This window comes from Sphingomonas endophytica (genome assembly GCF_001476895.1).
GTDB classification, from domain to species: domain Bacteria; phylum Pseudomonadota; class Alphaproteobacteria; order Sphingomonadales; family Sphingomonadaceae; genus Sphingomonas; species Sphingomonas endophytica_A.
This window is the reverse complement of sequence record NZ_LDTB01000040.1, coordinates 13165-35284: the sequence shown is the minus strand read 5'-3', so window position 1 is coordinate 35284 and position 22120 is coordinate 13165. Positions and strand designations below refer to the sequence as shown.

Below are 22120 nucleotides of genomic sequence, written 5' to 3'. Positions count from 1 at the left end.
GCGCGCGGCGATCGCGGCGGCGCGCGGTGGCGACGCGCGCGCGCTCGCCGATGCCGAGCTGGCGCTGTCGGCGGCGTTCGTCCGTTACGTACGCGATCAGCGTCGCCCGCGCGATATCGGCATGATCTGGGCCGACCGCACGCTGAAGCCCAGGCGTCCGAAAGGGGATGCGGTCCTGCGCGCGGCCTTCTTTCCCAAGTCCTTCGCCGACTATGTCGAGGACATGGCGTGGATGAGCCCGCGCTATGTCGAGTTGCGCGACCTGTCCGTTCGTGCCGGACGGGAGGACGCAGTGCCCGCCGACCGCGCCCGCCTGCGCCTGAACATGGATCGCGCGCGAGTGTTGCCGGGGCCGTGGACGCGGCATGTCGAGGTCGATGCCTCGTCCGGCCGGCTCTGGTTCTATGAAGCGGGTGTGCAGAAGGGGACGATGCGCGTCGTCGTCGGCGCGCGCGAGACGCAGACCCCGCTGCTGGCGGGCACGCTGCAATGGGCGATCCTGAACCCTTACTGGAACGTCCCCGACTATCTGGTCCGCAAGAATATCGCCGCCAAGGTGCTGGCGGGGCGATCGCTGGCGTCGCTGAAGATGGAGGCGCTATCGGACTGGAGCGCGGCGGCGCGTCCGCTGCAGGCGAGCGCGATCGACTGGCGCGCGGTCGCGTCCGGCGCGCGTGACCTGCGCGTGCGCGAGCTGCCGGGGCCGCACAATTCGATGGGTCGGGTCAAGTTCCTGTTCCCGAATGACGAGGGCATCTACCTGCACGACACGCCGGAGCGCGACCTGCTGAGGAAGGACGACCGTCACCTGAGCAACGGCTGCGTCCGGCTGGAGGATGCGGCGGGGCTGGCGCGCTGGCTGATGGGGCGGCCGCTGAAGCCCGGACGCGTGCCGGAGCAGGCGGTGCCGCTGTCGGTAGGGGTACCGGTGTATCTTACCTATCTGACCGCCACCGCGACGCGCGGGCGGCTGGCATTCCGCAGCGACATCTACGGGCGCGACGCCAACGCAGGCGGGTAGCTCAGCGCTGCTGCGGATCGAGCGCCGGCACCATCCGCGCCGCTTCGGCGGGCTCGATCCCCGGCCGCGGGGCGGCGGGCAGTCGCTCGTCGCCGCGCACCGCGCGCCCGGCGCGCTGGATCGCCTCGATCAGGCGCGGATAGATGCCGCAGCGGCAGATGTTGGTGATCGCGGCGCGGATCGCCGCGTCGGACGGCATCGGATCGCGTTTCAGCAGCGCGGCGGCGGCCATGGTGATGCCGGGGATGCAATAGCCGCACTGCGGGACGTTGCCCGCGATCAGCGCCAGTTGCACCGGATGCGCGCGATCGCGTGACAATCCCTCGATCGTGGTGACGAACGCCCCCTCCGCCGCCGCGATCGTCAATTGGCAGGAGCGGACCGCGCGCCCGTCGACATCGACCGTGCACGCGCCGCAGCTTCCGGTGCCGCACCCGTACTTGGTGCCGGTCAGGTTGGACGCGTCGCGGAGTGCCCAGAGCAGCGGCGTCTCCGGCGGCATCCGGTACTCGACGGCCTCGTTATTGACGGTCAGGCGGGTCATGCCGATGTTCGTAGGCGGAGCGGCCGGCGGCAACAAGCATCCGCGCCGGCGATCAGTCGCTACGCACGCGATAGGCATGCCGGATGTTGTTCATCCATCCGGCGCTCGGCTTGGCCGTGGTCGTCGCGCCGTCGCGCGGCTTGCGCGCTTCGGCCAGATCGATCGCCCCATTGATGAAGTGCATCCCCGCCAGCTTCGGCGACGTCCACATCACCTCCGCGACGAGATCGGTTAGCGTCCCCATCGTGACGCCGACGCGGTCGCCCTTGTTCAGATCGCCAGGATTGTCGATGCACGCGCCGGTCGCGGACAGATTGCGGACCCGCACCTCGCCGATACGCTCATCCTTCTCGAGACGGGCATAGAGGATGACGCTGCTGCGCGCTTCTCGGGTCGGTGTGGTCGACATCGTGCCGGTGTCATATCGCCGCAGCGACGAAGGGAAGGTTAACGCCGGAGGGATAAAAAGCGCGGGTGATCGTCGCAAAAAGCGCCTGATCTGTGTAAGATCGGTTGCCTCCTGCTTCGTTGGTGCCATAATTGGACGCAATGGATCCGCAACCGGCGTCGGACGGCGCACCTCTTTCGGACGTGCGCGAACTCACGCTCTGTGATCGCGAGCCTATTCACCTGTCCGGGGCGGTACAGCCGCACGGTGCGATGCTTGTCGCCGACTCGCGTACACTGCGCGTCGTGGCGGGGGCGGGGCCGCTGGAGGAATTGCTGGCGCCCGACTGGCTGGGGCGCGATCTGTCGGACCTGCTGCGCCAGGATGTCGGCGTGCTGGCCGATGCCGCGCCGGTCGGCCCGGGCGGCACGGTGCTGGCGTCACCGGTGTTCGGGCACGATGTCGCGCTGCATCGCTCCGGTCCGTGGCTCATCGCGGAACTGGAGCCGAGCGGCGACGACGACCGCAGCGTTCCGGCGACGCTCGGCTGGCTCGACGCGATCACCGTCGGGTTCGAGCGCGCCGGTACGCTCAAGACGCTGTGCGACCGGGCGGTGAGCGCGTTCCGCGCGCTGACCGGGTTCGATCGGGTGATGATCTACCGCTTCCTCGACGACGAGGCGGGTTGCGTCGTCGCGGAGGATCGCGATCCGTCGCTCGCCTCGTTCCTGCATCACCATTTCCCCGCCAGCGATATCCCGCGACAGGCGCGGGCGCTGTACGTCCGCAACCGCACGCGCGTGATCCCGGATGTGGAATATGTTCCCGCGCCGCTGCGTCCGGCCGGCTTCGACGGCACCGACCTCAGCGACGTCGCGATCCGCAGCGTCTCGCCGATCCATATCGAATATCTGCGCAACATGGGTGTCCGCGCCTCGGCATCGATTTCGATCGTCAAGGACGGCGTGCTCTGGGGACTTGTCGCCTGCCACAACATGACGCCGCGCCTGATGCCGCGCAACATCCGCGCGGCGGCGGCGGCGATGGCGAGCGCGCTGGCGCGGCAGATCGTCGCCAAGGAGGAGGCGGACGCGTATCGCCACCGATTGGCGCTGCGCAGCGAAGAGGACGCGCTGCGTCCGCTGCTGTCGCAGGAGGGCGACCCGGCGAAGGTGCTGGCCGATCGCCGCGACGAACTGCGCAAGATGCTGGACGCCGACGGCTTCGCGCTGGTCCGCGATCAGACCGTGACCGCGATCGGCGTCACCCCGTCCGACGATGACGTGCGCGCGCTGGCGCGGTTTCTGCGACTTCGCGAGGACGGGCCCTTGTTCGCCACGCGCGAGCTGTCGCTCGACTGGCCGGACGCGGTCAGCTTTGGCGCGACGACCGGCGTGTTGGCGGCGCGCATCGACGATCGGCTGACGCTGATGTGGTTGCGCGTCGAGCAGATCGAGGAGATCGAATGGGCGGGCAATCCCCACAAGGCGGTGCCGCACGACCCGTCCGGTTCGTTGCATCCCCGCGCGTCGTTCGAATCGTGGAGCGAGACGGTTCGCGGGCGGGCACGGCGCTGGACGCTGGAACAGCTGGAGGGCGTGCAGCGCCTGCGTCGCCTGCTCCGCGAAGCGCGTGCTTCCGACCAGTTGCGGCGACTGAACAAGGAACTGGAACGTGCGGGGGCCGAGAAGGACGCGTTGCTGGCGCAGAAGGACCTGCTGATGCGCGAGGTGGATCATCGCGTGCAGAACAGCCTGCAACTGGTGTCGTCGTTCCTTGCCATTCAGGCGCGCGACGCCGGGCCGGGCGCGGTCGCCGACCAGTTGCGCGAGGCGCGGTCGCGACTGTCGGCGGTCGCGCTGGTCCACCGCCGCCTGTATCGCGAGGATCAGATCGAGACGATCGACCTCAGCCGTTATCTGGGCGAATTGCTGGACGACATGAAGACGTCACTGGGGGAGGATTGGGCCCGGCAGATGACGCTGGACGTCGCACCCGTGCTGATCCCCACCGATCGCGCGGTCAATGTCGGATTGATCGCCGCCGAGTTGGTTATCAACGCGTCCAAATATGCCTATCCGGGGCAAAACGGCGGGCCGCTCGAGGTGACGCTGGAACAGTTCCGCAATCGACTGCGGCTGATCGTCGCCGACAATGGCGTCGGCAAGGGTAACAAGAGCGACGGCTTTGGTAGCCGGATGATGAAGGCGGTCGTCCAGCGGATCGACGGCCATATGGAATATCTCAACAACGAACCGGGCCTGCGCGCCGTGTTGACCGCGCCGATCGAGGCGGATTGACGCGGCGGAGGGGTCGTCGTCTCGTGCGGATCACCGACCGCCTGCGCCTCTATCGCGCGGGGCCGGCCGCTTTCGCGTATAGCGCGAACGTCTCCAGCGCGCCGGCCACCATCCGCGCGGTCCAGTCGGCATCGCGGCCGGCGGCGGCCTCGTCCAGCGCGTGGCGGATCGCGCGCCACTGACCCGGCGCATGGACGGCGCCGAGATAGGCATGTGGCAGGCCCGCAGGTACCTGACGCGCGAGCAGCGCCCCACCGAGCCGCGATCCCTCGACCACATACAGAACGCCCCAGCATGTCGCCTCGTCCGTGCCCGGCGCGAACGGCAGCGGCACGGGGAGCGTCATGCCCAGCGCGGTCAGGTCCGCAGCGAGCAGCGGCACCCGCCGCGGCAGCGTGCGCGCGAACGGCAGCGCCGCCATCACCGCTTCGGCGGGCGGCAAGGCGCGGGCGTGCGCGGCCAGGAAGGCGCGATAGGCGTCCGGCGCGGCAAGATCGTGTGCGCCGAATGCGGCATCGACCGTGTCATGCGCGGCGCCGGTCGCGTCGCGCAGCATCGTGATCGCGGTCATGCGGTTCAGCCCAGCCCGTGCTCCAGGAATCGCTCCGCCACGGCGCAGTGCATCGCGACGCCGGTGGCCATCACCTGCTCGTCGATGGTCATGCGCGTGTTGTGGAGCGGCGGGTTGGTGCGCGGATCGCTTCCCTCCGCCGCGACGCCGATGAAGGCCATCGCGCCGGGGATGTCGCGGAGCACATAGCTGAAATCCTCGCCGCCCATCATCGGCGCCGGCATCGTCGTCCAGCCGCTTGCCCCGGGTACCTCGCCCGACAGGCCGCGCAGCAGCGCGGTCGCGCGCGGATCGTTGACCGTGACCGGATACCCCTCATCGATCGCGGTGTCGGCGACGCAGCCATGCGCGGCGGCGATCCCCGGCGCAATCTGGTGGAAGGCGGCGCGCATCGCGATGCGCGTCTCCTCCGACAGCGTGCGCAGCGTGCCGGTCAGCTGCACCTCGCCGGGGATGATGTTGTGCGACGATCCGGCATGAATCTGCGTGATGGTCAGCACGGCCGGGTCGGCGACCGGCACGCGCCGGGCGACATGCTGTTGCAGCGCGGTGACGATCGCGCAGGCGACCGGGATCGGGTCGATCGCTTCGTGCGGCATCGCCGCATGACCGCCGCGCCCCCGGATCGTCGCGCGGACCGTGTCGGTGGAGGCGAGCATCGCGCCGTCCCGCCCGACGAACATGCCGGCGGGGGCGTTTGGGCTGATGTGCAGCGCGAACGCCGCCTCCGGCCGGGCGATGTCGAGCAGCCCGTCGGCCATCATGTGCCGCGCGCCGTGATGGCCTTCCTCGCCCGGCTGGAACATGAAGACGATCGTGCCCGACAGTTCCTCGCGCCGCGCGCACAAGGCTTTCGCCGCGCCCACCAGCATCGCGGTGTGCGCGTCATGGCCGCAGGCGTGCATCGCCCCCGGGATGGTGGAGGCGAACGGCAGCCCCGTCTCCTCGGTCATCGGCAGCGCGTCCATGTCGCCGCGCAGCAGCACCGTCCGCCCGTTCGATCCGCCGCCGCCCGAACGTCCGCCGCGCAGGATCGCGACGAAGCCGGTCGTGCTGGTGCTGTCGTGGATGTCCAGCGGCAGGCCCGCGAGCGCCGCCTTGGCCTTGGCGGTGGTCAGCGGACAGTGCAGCCCGATCTCGGGCTCGGCATGGATGGCGCGGCGCAGCGCGACGACCTCCGCCAGCTCGGCGGCGCCGATCGCGGTCCAGTCGGTACGGGTGGCGAGCGTACTGGTCATCGATGGACTCCTTTGCCCCATCCGTAACCGATCCGTCACACGCGTTAAAGCGTCAGGGCGCGCGGCGCGCCGTCGTGATTCGAATGACGGGCGACAGCATCTGTCCCTTCATCGCTCCTTCGCCCAGCGTCGGGGAGGTCGGGGCGGCCAGGATCGAGCGGATCACGTCCATCCCCTCCAGCACGCGGCCGAAGGCCGCGAAGCCGGGCTGGCCGTCCTTGGCATCCATCGACGGCAGGTCGCCGACCACCACGAAGAAATCACCGGCGGCGGTGCCCGGCGTGGCCATCGCCATCGAGATGGCGCCATCGGTATGGCTGAGCCCGGTCTGGGTCGTCGGTTCGTGCCGGATCGCGGGCAGCGTCCGCTTCGGATCGTTACGGGTGCCGAACTGCACCAGTCCGTAGCCGTCCGCCACCTTCACCGCGCGGTAGAAGGGCGTGCCGTCCAACTTCTTGCCGTCGACATATTTCAGGAAATTGCCGGCGGTGACGGGCGCGGCCTTCGTATCGACGCCGATCACGATCTGGCCGGCCTCCGTGGTCAGGATCACGCGCGTCAGGGCGACCGGCGTCGGGGCGACGACGGGTGCGGGCAGGGTGGACGGCGCCGGTGGGGCCGGCGGCACGGGCGGCGGCGCCGCCTCGGTCTGAAGCGCGGCGAGCAGCAGGACGGCGGCGGCGATCATGCCACGCCCTTCCGGCCATGGGCGATCATCACCGGCACCGTGGCGGCGTTCGTGCCGGTCAGTTGCAGGACGTACCGGCCGGGGCTCAGCCGATAATCGACCATCTTGCGGATGCCGGTGCACGCGGGGCCATGGCCGTGCGCGGCGGCGGGCAATGCCTTGCCTGCGCGTACCACCTCGATCCACGCCGGCTGCCCGAGCGCGATGCGATAGGTGCCGGCGCGCGCGACCTGGAACAGCGCCAGCCCGCCGCCAGTGCCCGCCTCCGGCACGTGCGCGGGCGCGACGGCCGGTGTCAGTCGCTCGCCGGCCGTGAGCCGCAACTCGGCCGCGCGCCCGATCACCAGAACCGGCGCGTTGCGCGTGCTGCTGCCCGCGTCGAGCGGCATACGCACGCTCCATCCCTCCAGCCCGGTCGGGAAGGCGGGACGCACGGTCGCACAGGTCGCATCCGTAGCGGCATCCTGCCCCGGCAAGGGAAGGGCGCCGAGCAGCAACGGCAGGAGCAGGGCAGGGGACATGATCGCACTCCGAAATCTCCGCTTCCTCTACCTGCCTGACCGCCGCCAGACCAGCCCGGCGATACATGCCGGCGGCAACCAAGCACCGGCTTGCCGGGTTGATGCGGAACCGGCACCATCACGCCGACGCGAAGGAGAGCGACGATGAGCGACGACAGGCAGGATTTCGGCGGCGGGGCGGCGAAGGCGGCGCAGAATGCGACCGATCGGATGCGCGCATCGGGGCAGCATATGATGGAAAGCGGCTCGACGATCGGGGTGAAGATCCTGGATCAGGTCGAGGCCAATGCGCAGGAAGCGTTCTCCGCACTTCGCGCGGCGGCGCAGGCCAAGGATCTGTCGCAGGTGATGCAGATCCAGGGCGATTATCTGCGCGCGCAGGGGCAGCGATCGATGGAACAGGCGCGCGAGATCGGGCAGCTTATCATGCAATTCGGCCGCGCGGCGGTGTCACCGGGCGGGGACAAGCCTGAGTAAGGCCGCAGGCAGGACCAGGTTCTTAGCGCCAGGGACGGCGCAGCCGTTCATCCGGACGACGGCGTGAAAGGTACCTTCCGGCAGAGGGGTGACGGGGGCTGGAGTGCACGCCCGCCCTTGTCATTCCCGCGAAGGCGGGGATCCAGACCCTCTGACGTTCCGACGCGAGCAGGGACCGGCGCGTCGTCATTTCCGCCTTCGCCGGAGTGACGGCCACGCGCGGCGCCCGACGGCTTACACCCGTCGATATGCCAGAACGACCAGATCGTGCGCCTGCCCGCTCCCATCGCGGACGTGGCCGGAAAGTCGCGCCTCCTCGACAAACCCCAGCGTTTCGAACAACGCGCGGGTCGTCGCCTGATCGGCGGTCATCGCCACGATCAATTTCTCGACGTTCCGGGTCGCGGCGATCTGCATCACCGCCTGCAACAGGTCACGCCCGACGCCCGTGCCTCGCCGCTCGGGGGCGACCAGCAGCCGCACCTCGCCGACATGCGCGCTCCAGCTCAGCGGATCGCGGACCAGCGCGGCGGTGCCCACCAGCGTGCCGTCATCCTCGGCCACCAGCCCGTCGATCCAGCCGTCGGCGATCGCCTCCAGCCAGGCCGCGATCACGCGCGGCTGGCGCAGGTCGCGGCCGATGAACAGCAGGTCGTGTTCGGGAACGTCGCGCGCGAACGCCTGCATCGCCAGACGGTCGGCATGCTGGAAACGACGGATACGGTGTTGCGGCATCGAAATCTCCGGCAACCTGCATCAATACCGTCCCCGCTGAATCGCGGCACGTCAAGAGGTTACGGCGCAGTGACCGGTCGTGGCCCCTGATCGGTGACGTCCAGCAGCGAGTCACCGCCCAGCGTGCGGTACAAGGTGACGAGGTTTGTGGCGCGCACCAGCCGCGTCTGCACCAGCGTCCGCTCCGCCGAATAGAGCTGCCGCTGCGCGTCGAGCGAGGTCAGATACGTGTCGATCCCGCCGCGATAGCGCGCGTTGGTCAGGTTCAGCGTGTCGGCGGCGGCGGTATAGAAGCGCTCGTTGGCCGCCAGTTGGTCGGTGATCGTGCCACGCCGCGCCAGCGCATCGGATACCTCGCTGAACGCGGTCTGGATCGTGCGCTCATAGCCGGCGAGCGCGGCGTCGCGCTGCGCGATGCTGTAATCCACACCCGCGCGCCCCGCCCCGGCGCGGAAGATCGGATAGCTCGCGTTGGGCGACACCGACCAGTTGAAGGCATTGCCGGTGAACAGGGTGCGCAGCGCGGTGCTGGCGAAGCCGACCAGCGCGGTCAGCGAGATGCGCGGGAACAGCGCCGCGCGCGCCGCGCCGATCTCGGCATTGAAGGCGCGCAGCGTATATTCGGCCTGCACGACGTCGGGCCGCCGGAGCAATACCTGCGAGTCGATCCCGGCGGGGACGTCGCCGATCGTCTGCGCGGCCTGTTCGATCGACGCGGGCAGCAAGGCGGGATCGACGGGCGCGCCGACCAGCAACTGGATCGCGTTCACGTCCTGCGCCAGTGCGGTGCGTTGCACGGCCAGATCCGCCTCGGCGGTGGCCAGCACCTGTTCCGCCTGTCGCACGTCGGTGCGCGGCGAGACGCCGCCGCGGCGCCGGGCGTCGGTCAGCCTGACGCTGACCCGCGCCGCCTGGGCGGTCCGCTCCGCGACGGTCAGCAGGCTGCGGTCGGCGGCATAGGTCAGCCAGGCGGTCGCCAGATCGCCGACCAGCGTCAGCCGCGTGGCGCGGGCGGCGGCCTCCTGCGCGAAATAGCGCGACAGCGCCGCGCCGGTAAGCGCGCGGACGCGGCCGAACAGGTCGATCTCGAACGCGGTCAGCCCGACCTGCGCCTGAAAGGTGCTGTTCGCCCCGGAAAAGACGGTCGTTCCCGCCCCGCCCCCGGTGTTGCCGCCGTTACCGGTGCCGGTGGTCGGATCGGTGCCGGCACCGGTTCCCGTCCCGCCGCCCGTACCGGCGCCGGGATTGATGCCCGTCACCGTGCCGCTGCGCCCGTTCTCGCGATAGCTGTACGCGCCGGTGGCGTTGACCTGCGGGAACAGGTTCGCGCGCTGAATGCGATATTGCGCGCGGGTCGCCTCGATGTTGGCGACCGCCACGCGCAGGTCGCGGTTGTTGGTCAGTGCCCGCGCGATCAGCGTCTGGAGCCGCGTGTCGCGAAAGATATCGCGATAGGTGACGGCGGGCAGCGCCGCCTCGCTCTGCCGCAGATACGCGTCGCCGGTCGGCCAGGACGGCGGCACGGGCAGCGTGGGACGGACATAGGCGGGCGTCATCGAACAGCCCGCCAGCGCGAGGGCGACCACCGACGCGGCGGACAAGGCGGTGAGGCGGCGGATCATCGGGCACCTTCCGGGGCGGGCAGCGCGGGCTTGTCGATCGGACGCGGGAGCAGCGGCGGTGTTTCCGGAGCGGGCCGGGGGCCATCGTCACCGTTGCCGCTGCCGTCGTCGTCCGGGCTGGGGTCGGCGCCGCGGCGCAGACCCTTCCAGCCGTCGCGGAATCCGCGCCGTACCAGTACGAAGAATAGCGGGATGTAGAAGATCGCCAGCACCGTCGCGGTGATCATGCCCCCGATCACTGAGGTGCCGATGGCGATGCGGCTGTTCGCGCCCGCGCCGGTCGAAATCGCCAGCGGCAGCACGCCGAAGATGAAGGCGAGGCTGGTCATCAGGATCGGGCGCAGACGGATACGTGCCGCCTCCAGCGCGGCGTCGATGACGCGGCGCCCCTTCTTCTCCTCCTGCTCGGCGAATTCGATCATCAGGATGGCGTTCTTCGCCGCCAGCCCCATCGTCGTCAGCAGCCCGATCTGCAGATAGACGTCGTTGACCAGCCCGCGCAGCGTCGTGAACAGGATCGCCCCGATCAGCCCGAGCGGGATGACCAGCAGCACCGCGAACGGGATCGACCAGCTTTCATACAGTGCGGCGAGGCACAGGAAGACGACGAGGATCGACAACCCGTACAGCAACGGCGCCTGTCCCGACGACAGCCGCTCCTGGAACGACAGCCCGGACCAGGACACGCTGGTGCCGGGGATCTGTTCGGCGAGCTCCTCGATCCGCGCCATCGCGTCGCCCGAGCTCTTGCCCGATGCCGCCGCGCCCTGGAATTCGTAGGACGGAATGCCGTTGAAGCGCGACAGCGTGACCGGCGCCTGGCTCCACCCGACCTGCGCGAAGGCGGCGAAGGGCACCATCTGCCCGTTCGATCCGCGCACGAACCACTGGTTCAGGTCGGTCGGTGCGGAACGATACGGGGCATCGCCCTGTACGAAGACGCGCTTCACGCGGCCGCGATCGACGAAATCGTTGACGTAGCGGCCGCCCCAGGCGGTCGACAGCGTGGTGTTGACGTCGGCCTGCGTCAGCCCGAGCGCGGCGAGCTTCTGCTGGTCGATGTCGATCTTCAGCGTCGGGGTATCCGGCAGTTCGGTGAGGCGGACCGAGGCGAGGACCGGATCGTCGCTGGCGGCGGCGAGCAACCTGTCCTTCGCGGCGGCGAATTGCTCCTGCGTCATCCCGCTGGAATTCTGCAGTTCCATCGTGAAGCCGTTCGACTGCCCCAGACCACGCACCGCGGGCGGCACCAGCGCGAAGACGCGCGCATCGCGCAACCCCCGGAAGGCGGCGGAGGCGCGCGCGACGATGGCGTCGGCGGTGTTTTCCTTGCCCTTGCGATCGTCCCACGGTTGCAGGTTCACGAAGCCCTGCCCGGTATTCTGGCCACTCGCGCCGCCGCCGCCGCCACCGCTGACGGTGAACATCGTGCGGACGTTCTTGCCCTCGCTGCCGGCGAGATAATCCTCGACCTTGTGCTGCACCTCTTCGGTGCGCGAGCGGGTCGCGCCGGCGGGCAGCTGGAACTGGACGATCGCGCTGCCCTGATCCTCGGTCGGCAGGAAGCCGGTCGGCATCCGCAGGAACAGCACCGCCAGCAACGCGACCGTCAGCAGATAGATGAGCAGGAACAGCGCCTTGCGGTCGATGACCCGTCGCACGCCCGCCACATAGCGAGCGACGCCGCGATCGAACGTCTCGTTGAAGCCGTCGCGCGCGCGCTCCAGCGCGTGGGCGACGCGCGGCAGCTTGCGGCCGATCCAGCTCTCCTCGATCGGATCGCCATGCTCGTCATGCGTCTGCTTCAGCAGCGTCGCGGTCAGCGCCGGTGACAGGATGACCGCGACCAGCACCGACAGCACCATCGCCGAGACGATCGTCAGCGAGAACTGGCGATAGATGACGCCGGTCGATCCGCCGAAGAACGCCATCGGCATGAACACCGCCGACAGGACCAGCGCGATCGCGACGAGGGCGACCGTGATCTCCTTCATCGACTCGATCGTCGCCTCGCGCGGGGTCATGCCGGGATTTTCGTCCAGCAACCGCTCGACATTCTCCACCACGACGATCGCGTCGTCGACCAGCAGGCCGATCGCCAGCACCAGCCCGAACAGCGTCAGCGTGTTGATCGAAAAGCCGGCGACATGGAAGACCGCGAACGTGCCCAGCAGCACGACCGGCACCGCGATCGCGGGGACCAGCGTCGCGCGCCAGCTTTGCAGGAAGACGAACATGACGATGACGACCAGGATGATCGCCTCGATCAGCGTCTTGACCACTTCCTCGATCGACAGCTTGATGAAGTCGGTCGTGTCATTGGCGAAGGCATAGGTCAGGCCCGGCGGGAAGCCCTTCGACGCCTGCTCGACCTGCGCCTTCACCAGCTCGGCGGTCTTGAGCGCGTCGGCACCGGGCGCCAGCAGCACCGCTATCCCTGCGCCGGGGTGGCGGTTGACGCGGCTGAACGCGTTGTAGCTTTCCGCGCCCAGCTCGATCCGCCCGATGTCGGCGAGCCGGACGGTGCCGCCGTCCTGCTGGGTCTTCAGGATGATCTTGGCGAACTGGTCCGGCGTCTGGAGCCGCGACTGCGCGGTGACGACCGCGTTCAGCATCTGCGTCGACGGACTGGGCTGCCCGCCGATCTCGCCCGCCGCGACCTCGGTATTCTGGTTCTGGATCGCCGTGACGACATCGCCGGGCATCAACTGGAAGCTGTTGAGCTTCGCCGGGTCGAGCCAGATCCGCATCGCATATTGCGAGCCGAAGACGTTGGTGTCGCCGACCCCCTGAATACGCCCGAGCGGATCCTGAAGGTTGGAGACGAGATAGTCGGAGACGTCCTGATTGGTCAGCTTGTCGGTGGTGTCATAGACGCCGACGATCAGCAGAAAGTCCGGGTTCGACTTGCGGACTACGAGCCCCTGTTGCTGCACCTGTTGCGGCAGGCGGCTGAGCGCCTGCTGCACCTGGTTCTGGACCTGCACCTGCGCGATGTCGGGGTCGGTGCCCTTGTCGAAGGTCGCGGTGATCGACACCGAGCCGCGGCTGGACGAACTCGACTGGAAATAGAGCAGGCCGTCGATGCCGGTCAGTTGCTGTTCAAGCACCTGCGTGACGCTGTTCTGGATCGTCTGCGCATTCGCGCCCGGGAAGGTGGCGCGGATCGACACCTGCGGCGGTGCGACGTCGGGGTATTGCGCGATCGGCAGCGACAGGATCGCGCCGACGCCCGCCAGCATCACGATGATGGCGAGCACCCATGCGAAGATGGGGCGATCGATGAAGATGCGGGACATGGGGGGTTAGCCCGCCTTGCCCTTGGACGCTTCCATCTTCTTCATCTGTTCGGGCGAGGGCGCCTGTACCGGTTGCGGCGCGTTGGCCGGAACCGGCTTGATCGTGGCGCCGGGGCGGAGGTTGGCCAGACCCTGCGTGATGATCTTCTCGCCGCCCTTCAGGCCGCTGGTCACGACCCAATATTCGCCCTGCGTGCGATCGGCGGTGACGGTCAGTTGCTTCGCCTTGTTGTCCGCGCCGACCACGAACAGGGTCGCATTGCCCTTCGCATCGCGGCTGATCGCGGTCTGGGGGACGAGGAACGCATTCTTCAGAATCGACTGCGCGAACTGTGCGCGGACGAACATGCCGGGCAACAGCAGCCCCTGCGGGTTCGGGAAGCGCGCGCGCAGCGTGACGGTGCCGGTGCTGGGATCGACGACGACCTCCGCGAATTCGACGCTGCCCTTGATGCCGTAATCGCTGCCGTCCTCCAGCTTCAGGGTGACGACCGCACGCGCCGGCGCGGCACCGCCCGAGGCGAGCGCGCGGCGTAAGCCGAGCAGGTTCGCGCTCGATTGCTGAATATCGACAAAGATCGGGTCGAGCTGCTGGATCGTCGCGAGCGGGTCGGCCTGCGTCGCGCTGACCAGCGCGCCGACGGTGAACAGCGAGCGTCCGATCCGCCCGGTGATCGGCGCGGGAACGGTGGTGAAGCGCAGGTTGACGCGCGCGGTGTCGAGCTGCGCCGAGTTGACGCCGATCTGCGCGGCCGCCTGCCGCTGCTGCGCGACGGCGTCGGTATAATCCTGCGCGCTGATCGCCTCCATGTCGGCCAGCGGCTTGTAGCGGTCGGCGCGGATCTTGGCGGCGGTGAAGGTCGCCTGCGCGTTGGCGACGTTGGCGCGCGCCTGGTTGGCGGCGGCGCGGTAGAGCGAGGGGTCGATCTGGTACAGCGGCTGCCCGCGCTTCACCAGCGACCCTTCGGTGAAGAAGCGCTTCTGGATGACGCCGGTGATCTGCGGGCGTACCTGCGAGCTTTCAAATGCGACCGTGCGGCCGGGCAGTTCGGCGATCGTCGGCACGGCGGTCGGCTGCACGACGACATAGCCGACCTGCGTCGGCCCGCCGCCGGGGCCGCCTGGGCCCCCCTTGCCCTTCGGCTGCGCGCCGTCGCCGCCGCCGCACGCGGATACCGCGAGCAGCAGCGCAAGGCTCACCAGCGCGGATGCCGGCCGCATCCGCATTACCGTGGAACGTGTCGTCACTCTCTGCCCTGTCCGAACCCCGGGGAAGCCCCACCGGCTAAGCGCTATTTGTCGCAAATGTTTCGCACCGGCGATGATTTATTTTTCTCAGCTGCGGGTGAACTTTCCCGGGCGTCGCTGTGCAACTGCCTGCAACCCTTCGCGAAAGTCGTTGCTCTGCATCAGTCGGTCCTGTTCCGCACGCTCATGCTCGGTCCGCTCGCGTACCGCGTCGGCCAGACCGGCGCGCAGCGTGGCGCGCGTCGATTCCACCGCCAGCGGCGCGTTGGCCGCGATCTCGGCGGCGAGTCCCTGCGCCACGGCGCGGACCTCGGCCAGCGGCGCGATCTGATCGACCAGTCCGATGCGCAGTGCCTCCTGCGCCTTTACCCGCCGCGCGGTCAGGAGCATCAGTGCGGCATGCTGCGGCCCGATCAGCCGCGGCAGCGTGTAGCTTATCCCAAAGCCGGCATGGAAACCCAGCGCGACGAAATTGGCACAGAAGCGCGCCTCGGGCGCGGCGACGCGCAGATCGGCGATGAGCGCTAGACCCAGTCCCGCGCCGACCGCCGCGCCCTGGATCGCGGCGACGATCGGCTTGTGGGTGGCGAACAGCCGCACCGCGCCGCGATACAGCGCCGGCGTCTCGGATTCGCCGTGTTCGTCGATCAGCGGATTGTCGCCGGTCAGGTCGGCGCCGCCGCAGAACACGCGCCCCTCGCTGGCCAGCACGACCGCGCGTACCTGCGGATCGGCGTCGCATGCGTCCAGCACGTCGGCCAAGGCGTGGATCAGCGCGGCGTTGACGTGGTTGTTGGGCGCGCGATCGATGACGACGGTCGCGACATGGGCGTCGCGGGTGACGGAAAGATGCTGCTTCATGGGGCTCGTCCTTAACTCAAATCGGTGGCTTTCCCAGCCGCGTCGCGCCCATTTCCTCGGCGGTGGGCGCAACCGAAACAGTAGTGGGACGTTGCGGAAAGTCGGGGGCTCGGACGGAAGACCGGCGATGTCCTCGCGCAAAGGGGCGTGTTCTTGGTCGGTTCGTTTCGTCATTCCCGTCTGCTGCTGGCCACCGCCGGCATCGCACTGATCGCCGGCAGCGCCGCTGCGCAGATGCAGACGCCCGGCACCGCCCCGGCGCAAGGGCCGGACGCGCCGCGCGATCCGGCCGGCAGCGATCCGCAGGCGAACCAGCCGATCGTCCCGGATGCCGAGTTCGACAGTGCGCTGCCCCCGCTGTCCGGCGACATCAATGCGCCGCTGGAGCCGATGCCGGCGACCGCCGCTGCCACTACGACCGAGTCGTCCGAGGCGCAGGCGCAGGCGCAGGCCGCCGCCGCGCAGCCGATCGCTCCGGGCGAGCTGCCGTCCGCTCCGCCACCGGATCCGGTGCTGAACCAGCCGCTGGAACCGCTCTCGGCCTTCAACACCGTACCGCTGCAAACCGTGAAGGACACGCAGGACGCCGACATTCCCGACATCCGCTACGCCAGCGAGGTACGCGGACTCGATCCGCTGGGGCTGACCGACGAATTCAATTCGCTGTCGGCGCTGCGCGAGGGCAAGGGCAAGGCCGACAACGCCACCCAGGTCGCGGCGCGCGGACGCGAGGACGAGCAACTGGCGGTGCGGTTGATGAAGTCGCTCGGCTATTATGACGGTACCGCCATCTCCACGATCGAGAGCGTGCCGGGCGAAAAGGGCGGGTTGCGCGCGATCGTCAGCGCGACGCCGGGGCAGCAATACAAGCTGGGCACGATCACCGTCGATGCGCAGCCGACGACCCCGCCCGATCTGGTCCGCCGCGAACTGCCGCTGAAAACCGGCGATCCGATCGAGGCCGCGCGGGTGCAGGCGGCGGAGGCGAACGTCAGCCTGAAGCTGCCGCAGATGGGCTATCCCTTCGTCAAGGTCGGCGACCGGGACATCCTGCTCGACGAACAGACCGGGCGTGGCGACTATACCTTGCCGGTCGATACCGGGCCGCGCTCCTCCTTCGGCGTGCTCAGGACCGAAGGCGATCCGGTCTTCGACCTGAAGCACCTGAACGTCTTCCCGCGCTTCGATCAGGGGCAGCTCTACGACAATCGCAAGACCGACGACCTGCGCGAGGCGCTGGTCGCGACGGGCCTGTTCAACGGCGTCGGCGTGCAGCCGGTGCCGACCGGCACGATCCTGCCGGACGGCACCGAACAGGTCGATATCATGGTGAGCCAGACGCGCGGGCCGGCCAAGAGCCTGGCGGGCGGTGTCGGTTTCCAGACCGGGCAGGGCGTCACCGCCGAGGGCACCTTCACCAACCGCAATCGCTTCCCGCCGGAGGGCGCGCTGATCCTCGGCGCGATCGCGGGCACGCAGCAGCAGGGCGTGTCGGCGACCTTCCGCCGCCAGAACGCGGGGCGGCGCGACCGTACCGTGACCTTCGTGGCCAGCGCGCTGCGCGCCAACTACGACGCGTTCGAGGCGTTCACCGGCACGCTGTCGGGGCGCATCTCCTATGACTCGACGCCGATCTGGCAGAAGCGTTTCACCTATGCCTATGGCTTTGAGCTGGTGGGCACGAACGAAAGCGTGTTCGATTTCGCCGAGAACGACCGCACGCGGCGCACGTACGGCGTGCTCGCGCTGCCGGGGCAGGCGATGTTCGATACGTCGGACAATCTGCTCAACCCCACGCGCGGCTATCGTCTGAAGCTCAATCTAAGCCCGGAAACGTCGGTGCAGGGCGCGGTGCGTCCCTATGCGCGGACGCTGGTGGAGGCGACGGCCTATTACCCGGTGTCGGACAGCCTGGTCATCGCCGGCCGCGTGCGCGCGGGCGGCATCTTCGGTATCGCGCGCGACGATCTCGCGCCGTCGCGGCGCTATTACGGCGGCGGCGGCGGATCGGTGCGCGGCTATGGCTTCCAGCGGCTTGGCCCGTTGGAGCCGGTGTCCTCGCTGGTGCCCGGCGACAAGGATCGTGACGAGATCAAGGATTTGCGGCCGATCGGCGGTCGCAGCCTCAACGAATTCTCGATCGAGGCGCGCTATCGCTTTGGCAATTTCGGTATCGTGCCGTTCATCGACGCCGGCAATTCCTATGAGAGCAGCCTGCCGACGGCCAGCGACCTGAAGTTCGGCGCGGGTATCGGCGGGCGATTCTACACCAATTTCGGGCCGATGCGCGTCGATGTCGCGACGCCGCTCAATCCGCGACCGGGTGATCCGAAGGTCGCGCTGTATATCTCGATCGGGCAGGCGTTCTGATGGCTGACGAAACGCTGGTGCCGGCCGAGGGCGAAGCGGTGACGGTACGCCGCCCGTTGTGGCAGCGCGTGCTGAAAGGAATCGGGATCGCGATCCTGGTGCTCGTGATGCTGATCGTGGCGATCGTGCTGGGGATCAACACCGATCCCGGCCGCCGCTTCGTGTCGGACCAGATCGGCGGCTACACGACCGCTTCGGGGCTGAACATCAAGGTCGGGAGGATCGACGGCTCGCTTTACGGCCGGATGCGGCTGAGCGACGTGCGGATCAGCGATCCCAAGGGCGTTTTCCTCACCTCGCCGCGCCTCGACATCGACTGGCGGCCGTTCGCGTTCGTCAACAACCATGTCGACGTGCGCTCGGTAGCGAGTCAGCTCATCACGCTGCGCCGTAATCCCGAACTCAAACCGTCCACCGAGCCGACCGATCCCAATGCGCCGCTGCTCCCCGACCTCGATATCGATATCGGCCGGTTGCAGGTCGCGCGGTTCGTGATGGAGCCGGGGGTGTCGGGCGCGCGGCATATCGCGCGCTTCGATGGCCAGGCGCATATCGCCGATCGCCGCGCACAATTGCAGGTCGATGCGGTCGCGCTGCGCGCGCCCGGCGTTGCGGGCGGCGATATCGCGCGCGTCCGGCTCGACGCGGTGCCCGACGACGACAAGCTCGACCTCAACGTGAAGCTCAACGCCCCAGCCGGGGGCGTGATCGCGCAGCTGGCGGGGCTGAAGGCGCCGCTGACCGCCAGCATCGACGGGCGCGGAAGCTGGAAGGCGTGGCAGGGGCGTGCGATCGCGACGCTGGGCGGGGGGCAGTTGGCGAACCTGTCGCTCACCGCGCGCAACGGGCATTTCGAGGTGCGCGGCCCAACCCGGCCGGGCCTGTACCTCGAGGGGCCGGTCGAGCGCCTGACCGCGCCGGCCTTGCAGGTCGCCGCCGACGTGACGCTTGGCGAACGCAGCGCCGACACGCGCATCAAGCTCGATTCCGACGCGCTGGCGGTGGACGCGGGCGGCATGATCGACCTCAAGAACAGCCGCTTCGGCAATTTCGCGGTCGATGCCAGGTTGCTGACGCCCGGCGCGATCGCCCCCAATCTGCGCGGGCGCGACGTGCTGGCGCGCGTGGTGCTGAACGGCGCCTTCGCGACTCCGACCGTCGATTACAAGGTGCGCGCCGCCGGACTCGGCTTCGGCGAAACCACCGTCGAGAACCTGTATGCCGAGGGGCTGGCGCGCGTGAACAGCGACCGCATCCTCGTGCCGGTCCATGCGCGCGCGAAGCGGATCACCGGGCTCAACCCGGCGCTGGGCGGCCTGACCACGAATGCGCGCGTGGACGGCGACATCGCGATCCAGATGCCGAACATCCTGTCGGACAACCTGCGCATCCGCTCCGACACGATCGACGCCACCGCGATCGTCGCCGCCAATATGGAGACCGGGCGCTACACCGGCGCGCTACAGGGACGTGTGAACAATTTCCGCGTCGACAGCGTCGGCATCCTCAACATCCGGACGCAGGCCGATCTGGTGCCCGGCGCGCGTGGCGGGTTCGGGATCACCGGCCGCGTCGCGGTGCAGACGAAGCAATTGTTCAACGCGGGTGTCCGCAACTTCCTGGGCGGCAATGCGGTGCTGAGCACGCGCTTCGGCTATTCGCCGGAGGGGATCGTGACGTTCCGCGAGCTTCGGATGAACGCGCCGCAGTTCCGCATCACGCGCGGGCAGGGCCGGTTCGATCCGGCGACCGGCGCGGTGCTGGTCGATGCCGATGCCAACTCGACCCAATATGGCCCGTTGTTCGCGCGGGTGAGCGGCACGGCCGCCGCGCCGGTCGTGCGGCTGCGCGCGCCACGGCCGGGTGTCGGGATCGGGCTGGCCGACCTCGACGCACGCGTCGTCGGGCGCGGTGGCGCCTATCAGGTCAATGCGACCGGCGGGACCAATTACGGCCCGTTCACCGCCGACGTGCTGGTCACGCCGGGACGGCAACTGGCGGTCGACATCCGCCGCGTGCTGTTCGCAGGCGTGCAGTTCGCCGGCCGGGTGGTGCAGACCGCCGCCGGCCCGTTCGCGGGACAGGTGCGCTTCAACGGACAGGGGCTGAACGGGCAGGCGCAGCTGGCGGCGCTCGGCAAGTATCAGCGCGCCACGGTCAACGCGCGCGCGGTGTCCGCGACGATCCCGGGTGCGGTCGATTTCACGATCGGACGCGCGCTCATCAACGCCGACGTCGTTCTATATGACCAGCCGCAGGTGATCGCCGACGCGCAGGTCGCGGACCTTCGCTACGGCGCGACCGTGCTGGAAAGCGGCCGCGTCAAGGTCAACTACAAGGGCGGATCAGGTACGGCGCAGGCGCTGTTCACCGGATCGAACAGCGTGCCGTTCCGGGTTGCGATCAACTCGAAGCTGTCGCCCGGCCTGTATCTGGTCGCGCTGCAGGGCGCCGCGAACGAGGTGAACTTCCGCACCGCCGCACCGGCGCGGATCGTTGCCGAGCGTGGCGGATACCGGCTCGAGCCGGCGCGCCTGATCTTCGACAAGGGATCGATGCGGCTGGCGGGCACGTTCGGCGGCGGCGCGACACAGGCGCAGATGCGGCTCGACCAGCTCGATTTGTCGCTGCTCAACGCGCTGGTGCCCAATCTGGGCGTCGGCGGTCAGGCGACCGGCAGCCTCGATTACGTGCAGGAGGCCGGACAGGCGTTCCCGCGTGCCGACGCACGGCTCAACATCGCCAACTTCACCCGGTCCAGCCTGACCAGCGTGTCGGAGCCGGTCGATGTCGTGTTCCAGGGCCGGCTGTCGAGCGCGGCGGGCGAGGGGCGTGCGCTCATCAAGCGCGGCAGTACGCCGGTCGGGCGCATGGTCGCGACGCTGACGCCGAGCGGCAGCGGAAGCTGGACGACGCGGCTGATGCAGGGGCCGCTGTCCGGCGGAATCCGCTACAATGGACCGTCGGGCGTGCTGTTCAGCCTGGCGGGGCTGGCCGAACAGCAATTGTCCGGGCCGGTCGCGATCGCCGCCGATTTCGGCGGGACCGTCGGCTACCCGCGCATCAACGGGCTGATCCGCGCGGACAATCTGACCTACACGAACGAGACCTATGGCACGCGCCTGACCAACATGCGGGTCGCGGCGCGCTTCAACAACGATCGGCTGGAATTGTCGCAGCTTCAGGCGCGCGCCGGTCAAGGCACGGTGCAGGCGCAGGGCAATGTCAGCCTCGCGGCGGCGCAGGGCTTCCCGCTCGATGTGCGCGTGGCGATGCGCAATGCGCAATTGGCGCGGTCCGACGCGCTGGGCGCTACCGCCACCGGCGATATCCGCATCCAGAACGATGCCGGCGGCGGGCTGATCTCGGGCGACATCAGCGTGCCCAACGCGCGCTACGAGATTATCCGCCAGGGTTCCGCCGAAGTGCCCGAACTGACCGGCGTCCGCCGCAAGAGCGACATTCGCGTCGCGCGGCCGACCGATCGTCCGGCGCCGCCGCCGGTCGGCCTGTTCAAGCTGGACCTGCGCGTTCATGCCGACAACCAGTTGTACGTGTCGGGCATGGGGCTGGAGAGCGAATGGTCGATGGACCTGCGTGTCGGCGGGACCAGCGCCGCGCCGACGATCGCGGGCGGGCTGGATCTGGTGCGCGGCACCTATTCGTTCGCCGGCAAGCGCTTCGACGTGCAGCGCGGACGCGTGCGCTTCCGCGGCGGCGCGGCGCTGACCGATCCGGACATCAACATTCTGGCCACCACCACCAACGACGGGGTGACCTTCAACATCAACATCACCGGCACCGGGCAGCGGCCGCAGATCGCCTTCACTTCCACGCCGTCGCTGCCGCAGGACGAGGTGCTCAGCCGCCTGTTGTTCGGCACCAATCCGGAAAATCTGTCGGCGATCGAGGCGCTGCAACTGGCGTCCGCGCTCAATTCGCTGCGCGGATCGGGCGGCGGGTTGAACCCGCTCGGCAAGCTGCGCTCGGCGACCGGCTTCGACCGGCTGCGGATCCTGGGCGCGGACGAGGCGAGTGGTCGCGGCTCGGCGCTGGCGGCGGGCAAATATCTGACGAACGATATCTATATCGAGATCGTCACCGACGCTCGCGGCTTCACCGCCACCCAGCTGACGATCGCGCTGACCAAGTCGATCAGCATCCTGTCGCAAGCCGGCTCGTTCGGCGGATCGAACGTCCAGCTACGCTACTCGCGCGATTTCTGACGAAGCGACAC

Annotated in this window: 16 protein-coding genes; 5 read left to right on the top strand and 11 right to left on the bottom strand. The window is 69.0% G+C overall.

Features of this window, described 5'->3' with window-relative positions; genetic code table 11:
- Positions 1–1021 (top strand): L,D-transpeptidase family protein (locus NS334_RS10635; RefSeq protein ID WP_058755941.1); only part of this gene is annotated, 1021 nt, incomplete at its 5' end.
- A 1-nt stretch (position 1022) separates the two neighbouring features.
- On the opposite strand, the gene NS334_RS10630 is transcribed toward NS334_RS10635, so the two are convergent.
- Both NS334_RS10630 and NS334_RS10625 read right to left on the bottom strand, forming a co-directional pair.
- On the bottom strand, positions 1023–1565 hold the full coding sequence (locus NS334_RS10630) for a (2Fe-2S)-binding protein (RefSeq protein WP_058755940.1): 543 nt from the start codon (positions 1563–1565) through the stop codon (positions 1023–1025).
- Between the two features lie 52 nt (positions 1566–1617).
- Positions 1618–2103, bottom strand: coding sequence for a PilZ domain-containing protein (locus tag NS334_RS10625; protein ID WP_241491907.1), 486 nt, complete (start codon positions 2101–2103; stop codon positions 1618–1620).
- A gap of 53 nt (positions 2104–2156) precedes the next feature.
- Between NS334_RS10625 and NS334_RS10620 the strand changes: the two genes are divergently transcribed.
- Entirely contained in the window at positions 2157–4253 is a 2097-nt protein-coding gene (locus NS334_RS10620; protein WP_241491906.1) for a histidine kinase dimerization/phosphoacceptor domain -containing protein, read from the top strand.
- 49 nt (positions 4254–4302) lie between these two features.
- Here NS334_RS10620 and NS334_RS10615 read toward each other — a convergent pair whose 3' ends face one another.
- Genes NS334_RS10615 through NS334_RS10600 form a run of 4 tightly spaced genes read right to left on the bottom strand, consistent with a single transcriptional unit; the run spans position 4303 to position 7271 of the window.
- A complete protein-coding gene (locus NS334_RS10615; protein WP_058755937.1) occupies positions 4303–4824 on the bottom strand; it encodes a biliverdin-producing heme oxygenase in 522 nt (173 codons plus the stop codon).
- 5 nt (positions 4825–4829) lie between these two features.
- Positions 4830–6062, bottom strand: coding sequence for a M20 metallopeptidase family protein (locus NS334_RS10610; protein WP_083500407.1), 1233 nt, complete (start codon positions 6060–6062; stop codon positions 4830–4832).
- A 52-nt stretch (positions 6063–6114) separates the two neighbouring features.
- Complete coding sequence (locus NS334_RS10605) at positions 6115–6750, bottom strand: peptidylprolyl isomerase (protein WP_058755936.1); 636 nt, start codon at positions 6748–6750, stop codon at positions 6115–6117.
- Positions 6747–7271, bottom strand: a complete 525-nt coding sequence (locus NS334_RS10600; protein ID WP_153002701.1) for a hypothetical protein — start codon at positions 7269–7271, stop codon at positions 6747–6749. Before NS334_RS10600 ends, NS334_RS10605 begins: the two co-directional genes overlap by 4 nt.
- Positions 7272–7415: 144 nt before the next feature.
- On the opposite strand from NS334_RS10600, the gene NS334_RS10595 reads away from it, so the two are divergent.
- Positions 7416–7748 (top strand): phasin family protein, encoded by a 333-nt coding sequence (locus tag NS334_RS10595; RefSeq protein ID WP_058755934.1) that lies wholly within the window; start codon positions 7416–7418, stop codon positions 7746–7748.
- A 234-nt stretch (positions 7749–7982) separates the two neighbouring features.
- Here NS334_RS10595 and NS334_RS10590 read toward each other — a convergent pair whose 3' ends face one another.
- The 5 genes from NS334_RS10590 to NS334_RS10570 all read right to left on the bottom strand — a co-directional run bounded on the left by NS334_RS10590 (position 7983) and on the right by NS334_RS10570 (position 15513).
- Complete coding sequence (locus tag NS334_RS10590; protein ID WP_058755933.1) at positions 7983–8483, bottom strand: GNAT family N-acetyltransferase; 501 nt, start codon at positions 8481–8483, stop codon at positions 7983–7985.
- Positions 8484–8542: 59 nt separating this feature from the next.
- Positions 8543–10105 carry an efflux transporter outer membrane subunit gene (locus NS334_RS10585; RefSeq protein ID WP_058755932.1) on the bottom strand — a complete coding sequence of 521 codons (1563 nt, stop codon included), beginning with the start codon at positions 10103–10105 and terminating at the stop codon, positions 8543–8545.
- Positions 10102–13404 (bottom strand): efflux RND transporter permease subunit, encoded by a 3303-nt coding sequence (locus NS334_RS10580; RefSeq protein WP_058755931.1) that lies wholly within the window; start codon positions 13402–13404, stop codon positions 10102–10104. Before NS334_RS10580 ends, NS334_RS10585 begins: the two co-directional genes overlap by 4 nt.
- A 6-nt stretch (positions 13405–13410) precedes the next feature.
- The gene (locus NS334_RS10575; protein WP_058755930.1) at positions 13411–14631 is read right to left on the bottom strand and encodes an efflux RND transporter periplasmic adaptor subunit; all 1221 of its coding nucleotides are present in this window, start codon (positions 14629–14631) and stop codon (positions 13411–13413) included.
- 108 nt (positions 14632–14739) lie between these two features.
- Complete coding sequence (locus NS334_RS10570) at positions 14740–15513, bottom strand: enoyl-CoA hydratase/isomerase family protein (protein WP_058755929.1); 774 nt, start codon at positions 15511–15513, stop codon at positions 14740–14742.
- Positions 15514–15747: 234 nt separating this feature from the next.
- Between NS334_RS10570 and NS334_RS10565 the strand changes: the two genes are divergently transcribed.
- Together NS334_RS10565 and NS334_RS10560 are read left to right on the top strand one after the other, a co-directional pair.
- Positions 15748–17883, top strand: coding sequence for an autotransporter assembly complex protein TamA (locus NS334_RS10565; protein WP_083500408.1), 2136 nt, complete (start codon positions 15748–15750; stop codon positions 17881–17883).
- A complete protein-coding gene (locus NS334_RS10560; RefSeq protein ID WP_058755928.1) occupies positions 17883–22109 on the top strand; it encodes a translocation/assembly module TamB domain-containing protein in 4227 nt (1408 codons plus the stop codon). The genes NS334_RS10565 and NS334_RS10560 overlap by 1 nt, the downstream gene beginning before the upstream one ends.
- Positions 22110–22120: the final 11 nt, after the last annotated feature.

What these genes read in the sequence shown, in the direction of transcription:
- NS334_RS10630 (WP_058755940.1), bottom strand. Translation starts at nt 1,565, where the DNA reads ATGACCCGCCTGACCGTCAATAACGAGGCCGTCGAGTACCGGATGCCG.
- NS334_RS10625 (WP_241491907.1), bottom strand. Translation starts at nt 2,103, where the DNA reads ATGGCACCAACGAAGCAGGAGGCAACCGATCTTACACAGATCAGGCGC.
- NS334_RS10615 (WP_058755937.1), bottom strand. Translation starts at nt 4,824, where the DNA reads ATGACCGCGATCACGATGCTGCGCGACGCGACCGGCGCCGCGCATGAC.
- NS334_RS10610 (WP_083500407.1), bottom strand. Translation starts at nt 6,062, where the DNA reads ATGACCAGTACGCTCGCCACCCGTACCGACTGGACCGCGATCGGCGCC.
- NS334_RS10605 (WP_058755936.1), bottom strand. Translation starts at nt 6,750, where the DNA reads ATGATCGCCGCCGCCGTCCTGCTGCTCGCCGCGCTTCAGACCGAGGCG.
- NS334_RS10600 (WP_153002701.1), bottom strand. Translation starts at nt 7,271, where the DNA reads ATGTCCCCTGCCCTGCTCCTGCCGTTGCTGCTCGGCGCCCTTCCCTTG.
- NS334_RS10595 (WP_058755934.1), top strand. Translation starts at nt 7,416, where the DNA reads ATGAGCGACGACAGGCAGGATTTCGGCGGCGGGGCGGCGAAGGCGGCG.
- NS334_RS10590 (WP_058755933.1), bottom strand. Translation starts at nt 8,483, where the DNA reads ATGCCGCAACACCGTATCCGTCGTTTCCAGCATGCCGACCGTCTGGCG.
- NS334_RS10585 (WP_058755932.1), bottom strand. Translation starts at nt 10,105, where the DNA reads ATGATCCGCCGCCTCACCGCCTTGTCCGCCGCGTCGGTGGTCGCCCTC.
- NS334_RS10580 (WP_058755931.1), bottom strand. Translation starts at nt 13,404, where the DNA reads ATGTCCCGCATCTTCATCGATCGCCCCATCTTCGCATGGGTGCTCGCC.
- NS334_RS10575 (WP_058755930.1), bottom strand. Translation starts at nt 14,631, where the DNA reads ATGCGGATGCGGCCGGCATCCGCGCTGGTGAGCCTTGCGCTGCTGCTC.
- NS334_RS10570 (WP_058755929.1), bottom strand. Translation starts at nt 15,513, where the DNA reads ATGAAGCAGCATCTTTCCGTCACCCGCGACGCCCATGTCGCGACCGTC.
- NS334_RS10565 (WP_083500408.1), top strand. Translation starts at nt 15,748, where the DNA reads ATGCAGACGCCCGGCACCGCCCCGGCGCAAGGGCCGGACGCGCCGCGC.
- NS334_RS10560 (WP_058755928.1), top strand. Translation starts at nt 17,883, where the DNA reads ATGGCTGACGAAACGCTGGTGCCGGCCGAGGGCGAAGCGGTGACGGTA.